This is a genomic window from Paenibacillus silagei (genome assembly GCF_017874735.1).
Classification (GTDB): domain Bacteria; phylum Bacillota; class Bacilli; order Paenibacillales; family Paenibacillaceae; genus Paenibacillus_AQ; species Paenibacillus_AQ silagei.
Genome location: NZ_JAGGLV010000010.1, coordinates 95,393 through 113,566, shown reverse-complemented (window position 1 = coordinate 113,566; position 18,174 = coordinate 95,393). Strand labels below are relative to the sequence as shown.

Here is an 18,174-nt window from a genome sequence, read left to right as displayed (position 1 = left end):
TCGTTTCCGATTGAATTGGTTATTTTAACGTTTTGTATTTAATCTGTAATTGTTTATCGATTAATTGTGCCCATTCAGGCAGTTCATTTAAATAATATTTTATCCCGCTATTATCTGCTTCAAGAATAAACTCTCCATCAGCCTTACTATTATCAACAACAATTAATTGATCAATTAGATCTAAGTGGGATAACAGATTATTCATACTCGTCATATTACGCCTAATAATATCCTCGGTTTCAATATGATGACCACCGTTTTTCACGCGCAAAGCAACACGTTCAATATTTAGCCGGACATCACCTAGTCCCACATAAAACATAATGATTTTAAAGCCCTGCTCCTTAGCGTCCTTCATCTGCCTTATAACGTTACCACCGGCTAAAGTAGTTTCCACGGTGAAGTCCCACTTATTACGGATGCATTCCCTGGCTATTCTTATAGCTTCTTTTCCCGCAGATACTTTGCTTCTTTCAGGTTGACTATTATTGATCTTCCGGGCTAGTGCATCTGGATCAATATTCACACTGACTCCAAGCCGGTCCACAATCAAGTTGCGTATTGTGCTCTTTCCGCTTCCATTATTACCTGCAAATACAAACATTGTTGCCTTTGTTTCAATCATGGATGAAATCCTGTTCATTCATTTCCTCTATTTTGCCCGTACTGTATTCTCTAACAATCTGCCCCTCATTTGTCTTATACACTATATATGTTCCATTTGCCTTAGCATCCAATTTGGCACGGTCACCTGTTAGTCGAATCAATTTTGCAAGGTCCTGTGTAATATTCATCAATATAGAAACACCTCATTTCCACTTATAGTTCGAGTATACCACAGTAAAGCGCAACTTATTTCAGCTAAGGGCCGTCCGCCGAATGATTGAGCCAGAAAGTGTGTTTGGGCAACTGAAAAATAACCGGGGATTCCAGCATTTTCTGCTTCGAGGGCTGTCCAAAGTGACCCTTGAGGTCGGGTAGCTTTCGCTCGCCCACAATGTGTTGAAGCAAGCCGCAGCGGACCAAAAATGCAAGGCAGCGATCCTCCAATAACAAGAGAATCGCTGCCTTTTTAACAACATTTAGAATCAAGATGAGCTGTTATCTTCGTAGTAAGTCTACTTATGAGTCAGCTCCACTGCTTAAAGAGAGATGTGATCTAAAGACTTATTTCATGACTTCGACAAAACAGCCTGCTCCTCAACAGCTGTCCGTCCGGCAATTCGACCGAATGTGAAAATGTCGGTGAGCGAGTTACCACCCAGACGGTTACCGGCATGGATACCGCCTGCCACCTCACCGGCTGCGTACAAGCCCGGGATGGTCTGGCCAGATTCGTGAAGAACATGCGTCTGTGTATCAATCTTGAGTCCGCCCATCGTATGGTGAACAGCTGGCTTACGAGGTGTCGCATAGAACGGAGCCACTGCAACCTTAAGATCGAACGCATTTTTACCAAATTCCGGATCATGTCCCTGATCAACGTAAGAGTTGTACATCGCGATCGTATCCACTAGCGTAGTCGGATCGATATGAATTTGCTGGGCCAGGTCCTCCAGTGTGTCCGCTCTGAATAGCGTGCCTCGCTCCACCTGCTTATCGATCTTCGCTTGATTTGTGTTATAGGCCGTCTCCTTGATCTTGTCATCCGCAATCAGATAGAACAGGCCTCCGTTATTGATTGCTGCTATCGACAACTGATCGCGGCTACCATATTCGTTGACGAAACGTTTGCCCTGCTGATTGACCATGACAAAGTTCTGTGGCGGCACTTGCAACCCGCTAAACAAGGCGCCCGTCTGCGGATCGGACACTGGCATCATCTGCGAGAAGCCCATGCCGACCAGTTCAGCGCCCGCACTTTGTCCCAGCAGAATACCATCGCCGGTAATCGCCGGAGAATTCGAGGTCTTGATGTCGTCATCGATCTCGCTCCAGTACGTATTGTACTGCTTCAGCATCTGCGTATTGGCCCCAAAGCCACCGGAAGCCAGCACCACGGCCGGCGCATGAACCGTTACCGTTTGCCCAGCTACTCCGGTACCCATTACGCCGCTGACTCGGCCGTCTGCTTCAATAATCAGTCGCTTCACCGGGGTATCGGTGAGGATCTGACCACCCTGTGCACGGACAAATTGCTCTAAAGCCGCTACGAAGGCATAGCCTTCATGCTTCACTGGTTTATGTCCACGGCGCCACAACGCTCCTACCGGCATGGTCACTTCGTTATAGTCAAATTCGACACCCAGTTCCTCCAACCATTTAACGGAGGCTAACGCCTGATCGGTTAATACCTTAACCAGATCATATTGCCCGTAAATGGAATACCCCTGAAGGTCGTTCCGTTTGCCGCCGAAATAGGTCTGCATCCGGTGGAAGATCGCGGAGTCGAACAAGAATTCTTTGCCCTCTTTCGTATCGCGGAGATAATCAGCCACCTGATGTTTGAAGATACGGAAGTCCGCCAGATACTCGGCATCTACCTGTTCTTCAGGGGTTGCTGCCAGCTCTTCAATCGTATGACCTTCACCCGGAATCGCCGCGAATTTACGTTGCCACTCTGGATCGGCAGCGTTCATTGGACCACCTGTTCGTACCGTATTACCACCTATGGCTGGGAACTTCTCGACGATGATAACCTTCTTGCCCTGCTGAAGCACGCTGGCTGCTGCTGCGAGTCCCGCACCACCCGCACCAACGACCACAACGTCCGCTGTATACTCTTCGTCGCCGTGATTGATCGCACTCTGTGCTTTTGGCCGTTTTTTTAATACATCCGGGTTGGCGCCTGCCATCTTGACCGCCTTCGCTACTCCGTCGATGACCCCATTACTAGTGACGGATGCGCCGGACAAAATATCCACGTTCAGCGTCTGTCCTTCGATGATCTGACTCGGAATCCGGGTAAATACCACATCCGCAATCCCCTGTGATTCGCCCGCCGTATCGATGTCGATCTTCTCTATACGAGTCGAACTCATCTCAACGATCATCGGCAGATCACCGTTGTGTCCGACCGCCTTTACCTCATAGGTTCCCGGTTCAAAGCTAACGTCTTCAGGGACATTCAGCAGATTAGCGATTTTGGCAAAACGCATAAAGCGATAGAAGCAACTCTCCAAGAAATCAACCGTCCGATCCGACTTGATCTTCCCCGCTTCATCAAAGGCTTCATTCGCACGGCCCAACAGGAACTCCGAGCCAGGCATCACGCTAGCATTGACACCGGGTGCATCTAGAATCTGACGCAGATGTAGTTGTGCACGGGAGGACCCCTGCACATCATACGCCGCACCGACAACCATGACCGGTTTGCCATCGAACGGGTGAAGATTCCACGACAGCCATTCCAGAATACTTTTCAGCGCGGAGGGGACCGAGTGATTATGCTCCGGTGTAGCGATAATGACGCCATCCGCTTCCGTAATCTTCGTGTTAAAGTTCTGAATAATCGGACTCTGCGATTGATCGTCCGACTCATTAAACATCGGGACACCCTTCAGTTCCAGAATTTCAATGTCCACTTTTTCGCTAAAATGAGACTTCATAAATTCCAGTAGCTTCCGATTATAAGACTTCGATGCGTTGGTTCCTACAATTCCGACAAATTTCATGCCCGTTCGCCTCCCCAGATTGCCGATTCCCAGCTAAATGCTTTGCTTTGCTCTGTCTTGAAGTGGTTATCTTTAACCAACTGTTGGTTAATCTTCACGAACAATTGGAACTCTTCGAAGATCTCCTCCAGCTCCTGAACCTTATTTGCGTAGACCAGATCACCTGACTCGTCAAAAGCGGCAAGTGAATGTCCCAACAAAAATTCCGAGCTCGGCAGAACGCGAGCCTTAAGCTCTGGAGCATCCAGAATCTGACGTAGATGCATCTGGGCGCGAGATGTACCAAGCAAACCGTGGGAAGCACCGACGATCAGAACTGGTTTGTTAATCAAAGGACGGGTTGTATAGGAGATCCATTCCATGGCGCTCTTGAGCGCCGCTGGGATGGTATGATCGTATTCCGGGGTCGAGATAATGACGCCATCCGCTGCCGCAATCTGCTCGCATAAGGCTTGTACTTCAGTTGGTGCCTGACGATCTTCCGGTTCATCAAAAGCAGGGAGGTGCTTAATCTCGCAGATCTCAATCTCCGCCTGGCTGGAAAAATGCTTACGCATAAATTGCAACAGCTTGCGATTCGTCGAAGTATTAGAGTTCGTTCCGACCATACCGATTAGTTTCATAATTTTCTTCCTCTCTTACTTTGTGAATAATTACACAATATAAAACAGCTTTCTACGAATTCCTTTTGACTTGGTCACTTACCTTTACAAATAAATTTTAGTATGAAAAAATACATTTGTGAAATATCCATTTTCTTATCGTTCTATAACAGTTCTCTTATACCATCTTTAATGAGAGCAGGTGATCCTTATGACTACGATTGATTCTTCCAATATCCTTCATTATCTTGACGCGATTCTCAAGCACGGAAGCTATACTAAGGCCGCCAAGGACCTGTATGTTTCGCAACCTTACCTCACGCAGCTTATCAAGCGAATCGAGCATGAGATCGGCACAGAAATTTTGAATCGACAGACCTCTCCCTTGCAACTAACTGAGGCAGGCAAGCTGTACTATCAGTATCTGATGTCCCTCGAAATGGCACAGGAACAATTCCACAAACGAATCGCTCACTATTCCATAAGAGACACCCCGACGATCAAGCTCGGTATCTTGTCCAGCTTAGGTTCGTATTTATTGCCTTTGTTTTTGCCCGATTTCATGAAAAAGTACCCGTCTATTAAGATCGAGATTCAAGAGGATTACTCCGAGGTCAATGAAATCCGCGTGTTGAACCATGAACTGGATTTTTTTATCGGACAAAATCCAGAGACCCTCTCGCCCAATCTGAATGTTGTCTCATGGGGGCCTCACGGTTATTATGCGGTGGTGACAGAGGACTCTCCGTTGTATGACATTAATCCGAAGACGTTAGAGCAGAGCCATGCCAATCTGAAGCTGCTTCTGCAAAGTCCCCTTGTGCTGACCAAAAAAGGTTCTTCGATTCGCCGGCAGCTTGATCACCTATTTCAGAAGTTTAAGATCAAGCCAACTGTTGTATTGGAAAGCACGAATATTTTCACCACGCTGGAGTTAGCTAAGAAAGGCGTTGGTATCGCATTCGTCCCCTATAGTATCTGCATGTCGGAAGCCCCTAAGGGCTACCGCCTGTTGCCCTTATCACTGAATATGTTGTCGCTCGATTATTTTATTGCCTATTCCAAAAACAAACCTCTATCTTCGGTGGAACAAGATCTGATCGCACTCTTTACTACAGATGTGCCATGTACGCACGCAGAGCATCCGTAACAGCCAGCTCGTTATGTTCCGTGATCACGATACCCTCAATCTTAACGGTCGAATTCAGCGTACGAATGATCTCGGCCGCACGCTTGCCATATAGACGGGTAGACCCAATCTCTCCCTCCAATGACTGCTCCGATACAATCGTCAAGCTTGCTACATCGCTCTGTACCGGGTACCCCGTTTGTCCGTCAAAAATATGATGGTACTTCCGTCCCGCAACCTCCAACTTCCGCTCATACACGCCAGACGTCACAATGGATTGGTTCTTCAATTTCATGACCAACGCATAATTCCCTCGCGGTAGCTGTGGATTCTGAATCCCGACCCGCCATAACCCGTCTTCAGACGCCGGGTTCTCACCAAAAGTCAGCACATTCCCACCTAGATCGATGAACCCTGCGCTCGCCCCCTGACGCTTGAACACCTCCACAATTCGATCTGCAAAGTACCCTTTGGCCAGCGCACCCAGATCAACCTCCATCCTTTCCTTTTCCAGGAAAACAGTCTTCCGTTCCTCATCCAATTGAATATGATGCGGATCGATAAGCTGCCGACACTCCGCAATGACCGCTTCCGGAGGATGCTGCGCCCCTGCAAACCCAATCTTCCACGCCTTGACCAAGGGACCAATCGCGATGTTCAGCAGACTGTCTGCTACGAGACTCTCCCTCTTCCCGATTGCAATCAGCTCGAACAGATCCGTATCGACAATTACGGGACTCTTCCCGGCTTGGTGATTAATCTGCATGAGCGCCGAGTTCGGATTATTCGCACTGAAGCGCTGCTCGTAGTCAATCAGCTGCTGCTCCGCATCCGCCAAGAGCGCCGCTGCATTCTGATGATGAACGACCATCGTAATAACCGTTCCCATGAGCTGTATAATTTTCTTTTCCATAGTGAGCATCCTTTGTTAATGAGATAGTGGAGATGAGTTGAATCGTGAATGCTTACATTTAGCATAAGCGATCGAAATGGGCAAGAAGGGCTTTTGGCATGTTTAAGGAATGGCGCGTTGTACGATTTAGCTTGCCTACGACAGAGTAGCTTTTATAGCGAAATTTTCTTTTCGCCCGATTAATTTCCTTATTTGCTTTACAGCTTACCGTCCAGCAGGCAAGTCGGCACTTCTGCAAACAAATTAAAAAACACCCCTTCAGTTCAGTAATCATAAACTACTAATCTCCGAATGAATAGGTGCTCTTAAATTTTTAATTCCTGAATCCAACCATCGGCATTCAATGATTGTACTACCATACGCAAAATTCTGAAAAGAAAAGCATCTAGTGAAAAGTATCCCCCATTTGGAGTCATACTTTTCACTAGATGCTTAGACGCAAACAACTTCTTCTTGTAAACTATCGCTTCACCTTATAAAACTCATGATACAGCTTCATCAGCGCTCTCTTCTCAATCCGCGACACATAGCTCCGCGAGATCCCCAGCTCCTTCGCTATCTCCCGCTGCGTCCGCTCTTCCCCGCCGGTGTCCAGGCCGAAGCGGCCGACCACGACTTCCTTCTCCCGGTCATCAAGGATATCCAGATTCCGATAGATCTTGCTTTTCTCAATCTTCAGATCCACTTCCTTGATCACATCATCCGCCTCGGAGCCAAGGATATCGATCAGGGTGATCTCGTTACCCTCTTTATCCGTCCCGATCGGATCGTGGAGAGATACGTCTTTGCGGGTTTTTTTCAGCGAGCGTAAGTGCATCAGGATTTCATTCTCGATACAACGGGCGGCAAAAGTAGCCAGCTTCGTGCCCTTGTTCGGGCGGTAGCTCTCGATGGCCTTGATCAGCCCAATGGTGCCGATGGAGATGAGGTCCTCCATGTCTTCGCCGGTGTTGTCGAATTTCTTCACTATATGGGCAACCAGCCGCAGGTTGTGCTCAATCAGCAGGTTCCGTGCCTTGGCATCTCCCTCGGCCATCATGCCTAAGTATTTGCTCTCATCCTGCTCCGATAGAGGCTGGGGAAAAGCGTTGTTCCTTACGTAAGATACCAGCAGCGTCAGTTCTTTGATCAGCAGCGCAATCGTGCTTATGATTCCAGGCAACTTGGCGACACCTCCCGCACATGTACAATGAAACCGGTCAGCAAGGAGAACTACGGGTTCATGGTCCTTTTATTCTATGTGGGTAGGTGCCTAGAAGTGCATGTACGGGGAAAATAGGTACGGGCTCCCTACACCCGGAGCAGCTCGCGGATATCCTCTTCCGACAGCCGGGTGGTCTTGTTCTCACCAGCTTCAATGATCTCTTCGATAAGATCTTTTTTGCGTTGCTGCAGCTCCAGCATCTTCTCCTCGATGGAGCCTTCGGTAATCAGCCGGATCACCTGTACCACATTCCGTTGCCCCATCCGGTGTGCCCGGCCGACGGCTTGCTCCTCCACTGCCGGATTCCACCACAGATCGTACAGAATCACCGTGTCCGCTCCAGTCAGATTCAGCCCTGTTCCGCCCGCCTTGAGTGAGATTAAGAACACCTCACCTTCCCCTTCATTAAAAAGCCTGCACAGCTCCACCCGCTCCTTGCCCGGAGTGGAGCCGTCCAGATACAAGGGCTGCACTCCCGCTTCTTCCAGGCGCTGCCGGATCAGCGCCAACATACTGGAGAATTGCGAGAACACCAGCATTCTGCGGCCGGAATCACGGCATTCTTGCACCGTCTCCAGTAATTGCTCCAGCTTGCCGGAGCCTCCCGTATAATTCTCAAGGAACAGCGAAGGATGGCAGCAGATCTGCCGTAAGCGGGTGATACCCGCCAGAATCTTCATCCTGCTTTTGTGGAAGCCTTCGGCTAATAAGTCCTGCTCGGTATCCTCCCGTAGCCTGGATAAATAAGCGAGATATACCTGCTTCTGCTCATCCAGCAGCTCCGTAAGCAGTACAGTATCTATGCGGTCCGGCAGCTCCTCCAGAACTTCTTTTTTCAGCCGCCGCAGAATAAAAGGGGATACGATGCTGGCGATACGTCCGGCAGGCAGCTCCTTGAAGGTCAATCGTCCGGTGAACAGCGCCGGGAAGACGGTGCTGAAAATAGCTTCCAGCTCATCCACCGAATTCTCAATCGGTGTGCCCGTCAACGCAAATTTCCGTGCAGCCTTAAGCGATTTAACCGCTTGGGCAGTTTGGGAGGCCGAGTTTTTGATCGCCTGGGCTTCATCCAGAATTAACGCATGAAAGGTTGTACCGGAATACAGCTCAATATCTCTGCGGAGAAGAGGGTACGAGGTAATAATCACATCCGCTTCTTCTACGGCCTTTCCCTCCAGCAGTCCACTGCGCTCCTCCTTCTGCCCTGCCGCCACCAGTACGTTGACTGCTGGTGCAAACCGGGCGAACTCATGGCTCCAGTTATACGTTAAGGATGCCGGACACAGAATCAGCACCGGAGCTCTCCCCTGTACCTTGGACGGCATCTCAGCCAGCTCGGAGCAGATATAAGCAATACTCTGGATTGTTTTACCCAGCCCCATGTCATCCGCCAGAATTCCGCCGAACCTGAACTTCGACAACGTCTTCATCCACTGGAAGCCTCTGGCCTGATAATCGCGGAGAACCGGCTTCAGCTCAGCGGGCAGCTCGAATTCCAGACTGTCCGGTTCCCGCAGCTGGTCCAGGAATTCCCGGAGGGACTTGCCCCACTTCGTATGCTTGAAGCCATGTCCCCGCTCTGGAAGCTGAAGAGCTTGTACGGAGGGCAGGCGAATTACCGAGTGTTTAAGATCCCTTTGCCTGAGATTCAGCCGTTCGGCAACGGTGCCGAATTCGCTGAAACTGTCCACTTCAATGGGCAGAAAAGCCCCGCTGCGCAGGCGGACATACTTCCTTTTCTCCACAATCGCCTGCATGACCCTAACGGTCTCCTCCTCATTCAAGCCTTCCAGCTCAAAAGAGATATCCAACCAATCCAGACCCTCGCTCAGCTCCGCTTTCACTTTAGGAAATGCTTTACGCTCCTGCACAAGTCTCTGAACAGCAGGGGTGACAAACAGCTCAGCAACCTCTTCCAAAACCGGCACAAGCTCATATAACGCCTCGTAGATGACCGGTTCACTTACCGAAGCCCAGTGCTGCTGTTCCCGTCTGAGCGGAGAGTTGTCCAGAATATCAACGATCTTATTTTCCCGCTGCATATTCCGGATCAGGATCTTCTGCTTGCGCGCTTCATCCACGCTATTCTCTTCCAGCGGATTGATCACAATCTCCTCATAATGAAATTCCAGCCGAAACGTTACGGTACCGTCCGCATAATCCAGATACAGCTTTGCCTGCAGTTCAGGCTCCACAATTCGCTCGCTTACTGCCTGTTCCACACTTACTTTCCCTAGCTTTCTTAAGGCTGGCAGCACCTGCTGCACGACCGCTTCGATTTGTCCGGGAGCAACCGCAATCTCCCCTGTGGCCTTGAACTGCTGCTGGAGCAGCGCAATCATACGGAGCGTATCTCTATCCACATCATAGATCAGCCCATTCATAATCAGAATAGAATAGTCCTCCATCAAGATAAGTTTTTCCATACTTGAAGCTGTCAGAGCATAATCCTTCTGGTTTCCCTGGCCTATCGAGAATTCAAGCGGCGGGACCTCGTTGGCAAGAACCGCACGAACCTCCGGGTGCCAAAGCGTTCTTAGGGTAACATTCACTTCTGGCAGAAGCAGCTTAAGCTTTTCCCAGGCCAGCGGAGTGACCTTCAGCATCCTCTCGTCTTTCTCAGGGGGACTATAATAGCCGTTCGGGCTGGATTTGGGTAATTTCTCAGAGTTTTTGAGTAAAAGCATGACCTCCAGGAATGCCCAGTCGGCAGCGCTTATGTGCTGCAGCTCCGCATCAAACGTGAACTTGCTGGTGAAATACAGCGGCTTCCGCTGCTCCAGATGTTCAAGGAATTGTCCCAGTTTTGTCACGACATACCGGTGCTTGTAGCCTACCCGCATTTCAAGCGTAAATCCTCTGGGCTGCTGGTACAGCGTGCTTAAGATGAACTCAAACTGCAATTGTTCTTCATGTTCAAATAACAGAGGTGCTTTCTTTCTATTCATAGCAGGTTCTATCACGGCTAGTGAGGAAATTAAATGATCCATCTGGTTATATTTGTGTTTGTCGTTCTTCGATTTTTTACTAACTGACTTCTTTCTCTTCTGCTTAAATATAGCAATAAGTGTTGCCGCCACATGCTTACAGCATCCATAACTCTCATAAGCAGGACAAGTACAGTAGGCCTCGGTATCATTTCCTGTAAAATTGATATTAAAAATCTCAACGTGGTAAGCTTTGCTTCCCTTTACCCATGCTCTATAGCGGTTGATTTCTGCATCAAAGATCAGCTCGCTTACCCGCCCGGAATTATAATAGGATTGTCCACGCTCATAAAAGGTGTCCCCGCAGAAGTCCTTGATATCTTCTAAAGTAAAATTTATCTTCATCACCTTCACTTAAGAAAATGGGCAAACTTATCCGGCTCATGCCGAATGTCCTGTGCCAGCTTCTCATATTCCATGGTCAATTTAACCGAACGAACTCTTTGCGCATCCTGATCGCGCGGTTCAAGGAATCCTTCTTCTCTCCAATGACTTACTTTTTCCCGGATAGAGCGATCCGATAAGCGCAGAAGCTCTCTCATCTCGCTGGTTGTCAGGGTATCCTGCTTAAAGGTTAATTGAGCAAACACGATTCTTTGCTGTGGATCAAGCTTTCGGATCAGATCCGGTTCGATCCTTGTCATTTGAGCAGATTTCTCTGTAACAATATTTGCCGCATCTTGAAACACCTCTGCCAATCCATCTACGAAAAATTCCAGCCAGGGTGTCAGCTCGGCATCATGACGTCCAAAATAATAATTGTGATGGAGACCAAGTTGGAGCTGGCGATAGTATTCCGAGAGGTTACGATCATAGAAATTCTCAAGCACGAATAATCCCTTCAGCCCATATCCGCCCCGGCGAAGCAGATAGGTGGTGAGCATTCTGGCAGTTCGGCCGTTTCCGTCCAAATAAGGATGGATGGTGAGAAACTGCCACATGAAAATCCCTGCTTTGATTGGAATAGGAACCGAATACGTTTCCGGAGAGTTTATCCAAGCAATTAAATCTTCCATTAACACCGGAACATCCTGCCATTCAGGAGGTAGAAAGAAACCGGACGCATTACGATTGCCTACTTGGTTCTGCTCCTCACGGTACTCACTTATTCGAGCTCTTCTGCCGTGTGAAATTTTGATTATGGCATGAAGCTTCTTTACGAACTCTTCTGTTACCGGGAGCTTCCTCTTCTCAGCTTCATCCAGATATTGCAAAGCTTTCATTAAGTTATATACTTCTTGCTCTTCATTATCGCTGCTTGTCTGGTATAGAACCTTTCGTTTCGTCGCTTCATCAAGTGTATTTCCCTCTATCTTCGTGGATAGAATCACTGTTTTTTCCATTGATTCTTTTTTAAGTAGATCAAGAATAGAGACCGGCAATGGAAGCAAATCCACTACCACAGTGGCATGTTGAATATCCATCAGTCTCCGGGCAATAAGATCCGTTATTGAGTATTTTGGTATGAACATAAAATCACCCCTTTAATTCAATTATATCATTGCCGCTATTTTGCCGCAAACAAGATAACACCCCTCAATCGCTAGGCATCACTCCCGCCCGTCCATTCTCATAACTCCAGGCCACCACCGTTGCGCTGTCCCGCCCAAGCTGTTCATGCACCCCCGTCAATACTTCCGCCACACTTTCCTCCAGATCCTCTCTACCCGTAAAAGCTTCATACAGCCTACGCGGGTCTTCCAGCAGTCTTGCCCCCACCTCCAGCAGACCATCTGTGGTCATCACGATGATGTTGCGGCCCTGCCGCAGCTCGCGGATGCCTGAGGAGTAACAGGCAACGGATCCCCCTGTCCCGGCTCACCGGATTCTATGTATCTACTATTATATACCGGCCAGTCCAGCCTTCAGGTCACGCGGTGGCTGGAACAAGCCAGTTTATAAAAAGTTTAACTCCTATTTATCTTTTCCCCGGGTTCTTCCCCCTTTTATTTATCCCTGTGTTAAGCCTTTCCCGTAAGATAGGAAACATCTTCTAGCGGCTGCTTTAAGCCGTCAATCGGATGATGAATGTTGGGAGGGAATGAAATGAAGAATTACCGTGCCTGTGCCGCTCTGGTACTAGGGATGATTATTGCCAGTCAGCACCTGGCGTTATCGGCATCAGCGGCGCCAAGCAGCGTTACAGCAAACAAGACAGCGAACAATTCGCAGCAGGATCAGGCTAACGCTTTGTCGCAATTGCCTGCAGTGGCTGTCCAGTCCGGAGTCAGCGTGAGGCTGACCGATGTGCAATTAGCCAAGGCCGATGGCGGCAACAGTCTGACTTATACCCTGGTGTACAGCAATACAAGCAGCAGCACCTATAAGCTGATCAACGTTTTTTCCAAGATTACAACCCCAGCGGGAGCAACGATTAAGAGCAGCCCCATTCCTGAGGATAAAACCAAAGTGGCGGTTGCGCCCAAGGAGCAGCTAACCGTCACCTATTATGTGAACGTCAGCAAGACAGCTTCTACCCAAGGCCTCTCTATCTCGCTGTTCGGCTTCGACTTCAGCGGCTCAGAGTACCAGAAGAAGCTGGGCAGCTTCAAGGTCCCGGCCGCTTATACTCCTTATGTACAGCAGGGTCTTAGCAAGCAGATTACGGTTAGCAACCTTCCGGTTAGCCTGAAGCCCGAGAGCCTGCAAATCTTCAGCTTCAATAATAAAATCTATGCCAAGGTTGCTCTGAGCCTGACGAATCAAGGAGCCAAGGTACTCGCTGCACCCGGCCACCGGGTATTCCTTGAATCCTCCGGCGGTTCCGCGTTTGAGCTGACGCTTGACAGTACCAGCCGGGATTACAAGGTGCAGTCCGGTGAGAATAAGAAGATCTTTTATCTGGCGGAGCTCCCGGCTTACATACCGACTACGCGCATGTCGCTGCTTATCACTGGGGAGAATGCTGGGCTAAAAGCGGATCTGCCGGTAGTCTCCTTCCGTCTCCCGGAAGCAAGCTATCCAAGTCTTGAGGTGAATGCTTACGCGGTGAAGAAATTCGGCGTGAGCAGCAATACCATTGAGACCCAGCTGAAGCAGGCATCCGTATCCTCAACAGGCGAGAAGGCACTGTGGACACTTAAGCTGCGCATTAGGAATGCTGGCAACAAGGCGGTTACTCTGCCAGCCTATGAATTATCTGTAACCGCCAAGGAAGGCTACTCCTTCCCGGTCAACAGCAAAGCGCTGGCCAGCCTCACCTTGAAGCCGCTTGAGGAGAAGATCCTGCAATTCTCTGCCGAAGTGCCGCTGAATGTGAACCAGAGTACGCTGAAGCTCCAGATGGTGGAGCCGGCAGTAGAAGGCAAGACTATCTTCCCTACAGCTATGTACAAGATTCCCTATTCTTTAGAGATGACCAACTCCGTTGCTTCGGAGTACATCCTGGATAACAGCTTCGGAACCTTCGGTGCCGTACTCGAGTCAGTGCAGCGTATGCCTTGGACAACTGAGGATTTGCTTGTCGGCACGATTCGTATCCGTAATGTCAGAGATGCGGCAGTGACCCTCCCTGCTTTTACAGGAACTATCCAAGCAGGGCAGACCGCCTTGGACGCTCCGGTTCAAGTCGTCGCAGCCACCTCCAGCCAGCAGCTAGCCTCAGGAGCAAGCGCTGTGTATTATGTGATCGGCAAGCTCCCTTATGAGCGATCTCTGGACCAGGTTCGTATCGGACTAAATAGCGGGACAGGCGACACCACTGAGCCTTTCCTCTCCCTCAAAACACAGCAAGTTGTTCCGGGTATGTCTGACGCTGGTGATAACGCCACCTTCAAGATCGATACTGCAGGCAAGCGGGCGGAGGTTAAAGAGCGCCGGACCCTCCTCTATCCCGGAGCAAGCCAGAACATTCTGTATACTGAGCTTGAGGTGAGCAGTCTTGAAGCCCGGAGGGCAGAGCTCTCCAGACTTGTGGCTTATTATAAGACACCGGACAATACCTATTATGAAGCAGAAGTCAGTCAATCTGCACTGGCGGCCGGACCCAAGGGCAAGAGTCTGGTGAGTATATGGAGCAAGCTGCCTGCAAGCATCGATGCCTCGCAGCTGACGCTTTTCGCGGGAGAAGGAGTTAGCGAGAACAAGCTGACAGCGCCGGACGGAACGCCAACCGCCTATATTAATCCTAAAGCACTCACCCTTCATATTCAGACTCCGGCTGCACTAGTCACTCTGGGTAGCGGAGTGCCCTTGTTCCCTTATACATTTACGGTTACTCAGGCCACAGGTGCTGTGTCTGAGGGCCAGGATACGCTGAGTGTCAATCTGACGTATACGCTTGCTAAGGACAACCAGTATGATATGGGCACTAATGCGCATAAGCTGGTCGTGCAGCTTACCGATCCTCTCGGCCAGACTCAGGAGAGAACGCTGGTGCCCGGAACTGATTTGGTGACAGGGAAATTCCTGACCTATTCTATGACCCTTACAAGCAATGCCTATAAAACGCTCCGCAGCGGTAAATTCCTCGTCACTCTCTATGACGAGTTCCAGGGAGAGCGGATTCTCTTGGGCAGCCAGAGCTACAGTCTTACCTACACCCCTGCGGCCAAAGCCCCTGAGACCATCACTGCCCCGAAAAACGCGGCAAATCCAGATCCCGGAGGATCGCTATGAACGTCAAAAAAACCTTAGGGCTGTCAGCCGCAGTCATAGTCACTGCTGGAATTGTTGTGTATAGCTTATGGCCGGATAAGAGCACACAGGACAGTCCTCCTACTGCTCAGACTACTGTAGTGACCAAGGACGATATATCTGTAACCGTCAAAGGCTCCGGCACCGTGAAGGCTACGAATACTACGATCGTATATGCCAGGGACACAGGAAATGTGGCCAAGGTTCTCGTTAAGGAGAATGAACAAGTCAAGAAGGGTCAGATCCTGCTCACTTATGAGGGAGCCAATGTAGCCAGTAACGTAAGAATCCAGCAGAACACGCTCAAGCAATCGCAGAATGACCTGCTGGAGAAACAAGACCAGTACAAGAAGCTAATCATGGATAGTGCTGCCTTAACCGATATTGATGCGGCGAAGCTGGCCATCGAGAGAACCAAGGATACCATTACAGCCACATTAACCGAGCTTGAAGCACTGAAGAAGGATCATATCCCGCCCGCTTCCCTAACAGCGCCGATGGATGGAACGGTGACCAAGATCAGCGCCTCCTCAGGGGGGATGGTGACTAAAGGTGCCGAGGTCTTCTCCATAACGGACTACAAGAATCTGAGCGCTACGATTAAAATTGATGAACTGGATATCCCCAAGATTAAGCCGGGGATGTCCGCAGCCATTAAGATGGACGCGCTGCCCGCTGAGGTCTACCCGGCCAAGGTCACGCGGATTGCGGATGAAGGAACGGTGACTAATGGCGTCTCCGTCTTTGAAGTGACCCTTCTGCTCACGGACTCCACCGGAGCCAGAGCCGGTATGTCAGCACAAGGAGTCGTTACTATTGAAGAGAAGAACCAGGTTCTGCTGCTTCCCGTCGAGTCTGTGACCCAAAAGGATAACAAGTATTATGTTCAAGTGCAGGACTCCGTTCCGGAGCAGGCCCCCTCGCCCAAGGGCAGCTCCGCCGCAGGAAGCCCTGCCACACCTCCGCCCGTTCAGCTGAAGCCTGTCACTGTAGGTGTGCATGATGAGAGCCGGATCGAAATTGTCAGTGGTCTGCGCGAAGGGGAACAGGTCATTGTCCCGACCATTATTGCTGTCAGTACGCCTGCTCCCGCAGCTCCGGGTATGTTCGATATGGGCGGTGACGAGGGCGGCTTTGACGGCAGCGATGGCGGCGGTGCCGGAGGAGGACCACAATGAATACAAAGCCCCTGATCCGGATTGAGCATATGGTCCACGGATACATGATGGCTAAGGAACAGATGACGGTGCTGAAGGATATCTCTTTTGAGATCCATCATGGCGAATTCGTTGCCATTATCGGCCCGTCCGGATCTGGCAAATCCACCTTGATGAACATGATCGGCTGCCTGGATATCCCGAATGAAGGGAGCTATTCTCTGGATGGACAGGATGTCCGCTGCTTATCCGATAACCGGCTGGCCCGGATCCGCAATGAGAAAATAGGCTTCATCTTCCAGAACTTCAACCTGCTTCCTAAGTTATCTGCTGTCCAGAATGTCGAACTGCCCTTAGTCTACCGGGGCTTGTCACAACGGGAGCGAAGAACGCTAGCCGCTGCCGCCCTGGAGAAGGTCGGCCTGCAAGAGAGGATGCACCACCGTCCGAGCGAGCTGTCCGGGGGGCAGCAGCAGCGGGTTGCCATCGCCAGAGCACTTGCCGGCAATCCTCCCATTCTACTGGCAGATGAGCCTACCGGTGCACTCGATTCCAAGACCGGAGAAGAGGTCATGCACATGATCAAAAGACTGAATGAACAGGGACATACCATTATTGTCATCACACATGACCTGGGCATTGCTGAACAAGCGAAGCGGGTCATCCGGATTCAGGATGGCCACCTCGTCGAAGATCGGAGAAATGACCAATGATTCTTGCTCAGAGTATCCGAATGGCGGTAATGAGTATCGTCGGCAATAAGGTCCGCTCCTTCCTCACCATGCTGGGCATTGTCATCGGAGTATCCTCGGTCATCCTGCTGGTCTCGGTAGGGCAGGGAGTTACGGGTCAGATCACCAGCCAGTTCAGTGACCTTGGCACGAATCAGCTGACGGTCATGATTACCGGACGGGGGGCAGTCACTTCCCTCACGGCCGAGGAGGTTGCCGCATTCAGCCGGGTTCCCCGTGTGGATCAGGTATCGCCAACGATCAGCAGCAATGTAACCGCCAAATATCGTAACGTTCATACTAATGTCTCACTTGAAGGCATCACAGCAAGCTATGAGAAGGTACAGAACTTTCATGTGCAGTCCGGCCGCTTCCTGCTCGATATCGACAATGAATACCGGCAGAAGGCTGCCCTGATCGGAACCGAGACGGCGAAGAAGCTGTTTGGCGCCGACAACCCGGTGGGCCGTGAGATCCAGCTGAACGGTACCTCCTTCCAGATTGTAGGCTTGCTCCAGGCGAAGGGAACCTCACTCAGCGGATCCAACGATAAGAAGATTCTCATCCCCTTATCCACCTCCGAGCGGCTGCTTCAGAGCAAGGGCATTCAGACTTTTACCGTCACTGCCTTGAGCGACAAGGATGTAGCGTCTGTGAAGACAGCTATCGGACAGATTCTGGACCGCAAGTTCCTCCGTGCAAAGGATGCCTACAGTGTGTTCGATTCCAAACAGATGCTGGATACGCTGAAGAAAACCTCCGGTACCCTGTCCCTTGCCCTAGCTGGAATCGCCGGAATCTCGCTGTTCGTTGGCGGAATCGGCATTATGAACATTATGATTATTTCAGTGAACGAACGCACCCGGGAGATCGGCATACGCAAAGCCATCGGCGCCAAAAAGATAGATATTCTGCTGCAATTCATCATTGAGTCGATGGTGCTCAGCACGATGGGCGGAATCCTCGGAATCGGAGCAGGATTAGGCCTAACTTGGCTTGTCGGCCAGTTGACCGCCCTTCAGGTTGGCTATGCCTGGAACATGGTGAACATTTCATTCCTCTTCTCACTCTTTATCGGTGTGTTCTTCGGTATCCTGCCCGCCAGCAAAGCGGCGAGACTCCGGCCGATTCAAGCTCTGCGTACCGATTAGCCGTGCTGCAGCAAGGATGTTATGATGGAAGAAAAGATACGATAAAATGTC

Annotated in this window: 14 protein-coding genes and 2 pseudogenes; 6 read left to right on the top strand and 10 right to left on the bottom strand. The window is 50.1% G+C overall.

Annotation, left to right across the window (positions count from 1 at the left end):
- Positions 1-19 precede the first annotated feature (19 nt).
- Together J2Z70_RS16415 and J2Z70_RS16410 are read right to left on the bottom strand one after the other, a co-directional pair.
- Positions 20-625: an ATPase gene (locus J2Z70_RS16415; RefSeq protein WP_209874933.1), complete on the bottom strand. Its 606-nt coding sequence runs from the start codon at positions 623-625 to the stop codon at positions 20-22.
- Entirely contained in the window at positions 618-794 is a 177-nt protein-coding gene (locus J2Z70_RS16410) for a hypothetical protein (protein WP_209874930.1), read from the bottom strand. Before J2Z70_RS16410 ends, J2Z70_RS16415 begins: the two co-directional genes overlap by 8 nt.
- A gap of 61 nt (positions 795-855) precedes the next feature.
- Here J2Z70_RS16410 and J2Z70_RS34005 point away from each other — a divergent pair.
- Positions 856-1,053 (top strand): annotated as a pseudogene (locus tag J2Z70_RS34005) (transposase); the annotation flags it as partial.
- Positions 1,054-1,172: 119 nt separating this feature from the next.
- Here J2Z70_RS34005 and J2Z70_RS16400 read toward each other — a convergent pair.
- Both J2Z70_RS16400 and J2Z70_RS16395 read right to left on the bottom strand, forming a co-directional pair.
- A complete protein-coding gene (locus J2Z70_RS16400; protein WP_209874927.1) occupies positions 1,173-3,614 on the bottom strand; it encodes a flavocytochrome c in 2,442 nt (813 codons plus the stop codon).
- Entirely contained in the window at positions 3,611-4,237 is a 627-nt protein-coding gene (locus J2Z70_RS16395) for an NADPH-dependent FMN reductase (protein ID WP_245368287.1), read from the bottom strand. Before J2Z70_RS16395 ends, J2Z70_RS16400 begins: the two co-directional genes overlap by 4 nt.
- Positions 4,238-4,427: 190 nt before the next feature.
- On the opposite strand from J2Z70_RS16395, the gene J2Z70_RS16390 reads away from it, so the two are divergent.
- Positions 4,428-5,366, top strand: coding sequence for a LysR family transcriptional regulator (locus J2Z70_RS16390; RefSeq protein ID WP_209874924.1), 939 nt, complete (start codon positions 4,428-4,430; stop codon positions 5,364-5,366).
- Here the strand turns inward: J2Z70_RS16390 and J2Z70_RS16385 are convergent.
- From J2Z70_RS16385 to J2Z70_RS16365, 6 genes and pseudogenes are all read right to left on the bottom strand, one after another.
- A complete protein-coding gene (locus J2Z70_RS16385) occupies positions 5,329-6,258 on the bottom strand; it encodes an FAD:protein FMN transferase (protein WP_209874921.1) in 930 nt (309 codons plus the stop codon). The genes J2Z70_RS16390 and J2Z70_RS16385 overlap by 38 nt on opposite strands.
- A gap of 460 nt (positions 6,259-6,718) precedes the next feature.
- On the bottom strand, positions 6,719-7,420 hold the full coding sequence (sigK, locus tag J2Z70_RS16380) for an RNA polymerase sporulation sigma factor SigK (protein WP_036691086.1): 702 nt from the start codon (positions 7,418-7,420) through the stop codon (positions 6,719-6,721).
- A gap of 128 nt (positions 7,421-7,548) precedes the next feature.
- Positions 7,549-10,410 (bottom strand): DEAD/DEAH box helicase, encoded by a 2,862-nt coding sequence (locus J2Z70_RS16375; RefSeq protein WP_425355117.1) that lies wholly within the window; start codon positions 10,408-10,410, stop codon positions 7,549-7,551.
- A gap of 120 nt (positions 10,411-10,530) precedes the next feature.
- Positions 10,531-10,794: pseudogene (locus J2Z70_RS34000) on the bottom strand (SWIM zinc finger family protein); the annotation flags it as partial.
- A 5-nt stretch (positions 10,795-10,799) separates the two neighbouring features.
- Positions 10,800-11,921 carry a Fic family protein gene (locus J2Z70_RS16370; RefSeq protein ID WP_209874915.1) on the bottom strand — a complete coding sequence of 374 codons (1,122 nt, stop codon included), beginning with the start codon at positions 11,919-11,921 and terminating at the stop codon, positions 10,800-10,802.
- A 64-nt stretch (positions 11,922-11,985) separates the two neighbouring features.
- A complete protein-coding gene (locus J2Z70_RS16365; RefSeq protein ID WP_209874912.1) occupies positions 11,986-12,192 on the bottom strand; it encodes a hypothetical protein in 207 nt (68 codons plus the stop codon).
- Between the two features lie 303 nt (positions 12,193-12,495).
- Between J2Z70_RS16365 and J2Z70_RS16360 the strand changes: the two genes are divergently transcribed.
- From J2Z70_RS16360 to J2Z70_RS16345, 4 genes are read left to right on the top strand one after another with little or no spacing between them, the layout of a single operon-like run.
- Positions 12,496-15,066 carry a hypothetical protein gene (locus J2Z70_RS16360; RefSeq protein ID WP_209874910.1) on the top strand — a complete coding sequence of 857 codons (2,571 nt, stop codon included), beginning with the start codon at positions 12,496-12,498 and terminating at the stop codon, positions 15,064-15,066.
- Positions 15,063-16,262, top strand: coding sequence for an efflux RND transporter periplasmic adaptor subunit (locus J2Z70_RS16355; RefSeq protein WP_209874907.1), 1,200 nt, complete (start codon positions 15,063-15,065; stop codon positions 16,260-16,262). Before J2Z70_RS16360 ends, J2Z70_RS16355 begins: the two co-directional genes overlap by 4 nt.
- A complete protein-coding gene (locus J2Z70_RS16350) occupies positions 16,259-16,954 on the top strand; it encodes an ABC transporter ATP-binding protein (RefSeq protein ID WP_281068205.1) in 696 nt (231 codons plus the stop codon). The genes J2Z70_RS16355 and J2Z70_RS16350 overlap by 4 nt, the downstream gene beginning before the upstream one ends.
- Positions 16,951-18,123, top strand: a complete 1,173-nt coding sequence (locus J2Z70_RS16345; protein WP_209874894.1) for an ABC transporter permease — start codon at positions 16,951-16,953, stop codon at positions 18,121-18,123. Before J2Z70_RS16350 ends, J2Z70_RS16345 begins: the two co-directional genes overlap by 4 nt.
- Positions 18,124-18,174 lie beyond the last annotated feature (51 nt).

What these genes read in the sequence shown, in the direction of transcription:
- J2Z70_RS16410 (WP_209874930.1), bottom strand. Translation starts at nt 794, where the DNA reads ATGAATATTACACAGGACCTTGCAAAATTGATTCGACTAACAGGTGAC.
- J2Z70_RS16345 (WP_209874894.1), top strand. Translation starts at nt 16,951, where the DNA reads ATGATTCTTGCTCAGAGTATCCGAATGGCGGTAATGAGTATCGTCGGC.
- J2Z70_RS16350 (WP_281068205.1), top strand. Translation starts at nt 16,259, where the DNA reads ATGAATACAAAGCCCCTGATCCGGATTGAGCATATGGTCCACGGATAC.
- J2Z70_RS16360 (WP_209874910.1), top strand. Translation starts at nt 12,496, where the DNA reads ATGAAGAATTACCGTGCCTGTGCCGCTCTGGTACTAGGGATGATTATT.
- J2Z70_RS16395 (WP_245368287.1), bottom strand. Translation starts at nt 4,237, where the DNA reads ATGAAACTAATCGGTATGGTCGGAACGAACTCTAATACTTCGACGAAT.
- J2Z70_RS16390 (WP_209874924.1), top strand. Translation starts at nt 4,428, where the DNA reads ATGACTACGATTGATTCTTCCAATATCCTTCATTATCTTGACGCGATT.
- J2Z70_RS16355 (WP_209874907.1), top strand. Translation starts at nt 15,063, where the DNA reads ATGAACGTCAAAAAAACCTTAGGGCTGTCAGCCGCAGTCATAGTCACT.
- J2Z70_RS16400 (WP_209874927.1), bottom strand. Translation starts at nt 3,614, where the DNA reads ATGAAATTTGTCGGAATTGTAGGAACCAACGCATCGAAGTCTTATAAT.
- J2Z70_RS16370 (WP_209874915.1), bottom strand. Translation starts at nt 11,921, where the DNA reads ATGTTCATACCAAAATACTCAATAACGGATCTTATTGCCCGGAGACTG.
- J2Z70_RS16415 (WP_209874933.1), bottom strand. Translation starts at nt 625, where the DNA reads ATGATTGAAACAAAGGCAACAATGTTTGTATTTGCAGGTAATAATGGA.
- J2Z70_RS16385 (WP_209874921.1), bottom strand. Translation starts at nt 6,258, where the DNA reads ATGGAAAAGAAAATTATACAGCTCATGGGAACGGTTATTACGATGGTC.
- J2Z70_RS16375 (WP_425355117.1), bottom strand. Translation starts at nt 10,410, where the DNA reads ATGAATAGAAAGAAAGCACCTCTGTTATTTGAACATGAAGAACAATTG.
- J2Z70_RS16365 (WP_209874912.1), bottom strand. Translation starts at nt 12,192, where the DNA reads ATGACCACAGATGGTCTGCTGGAGGTGGGGGCAAGACTGCTGGAAGAC.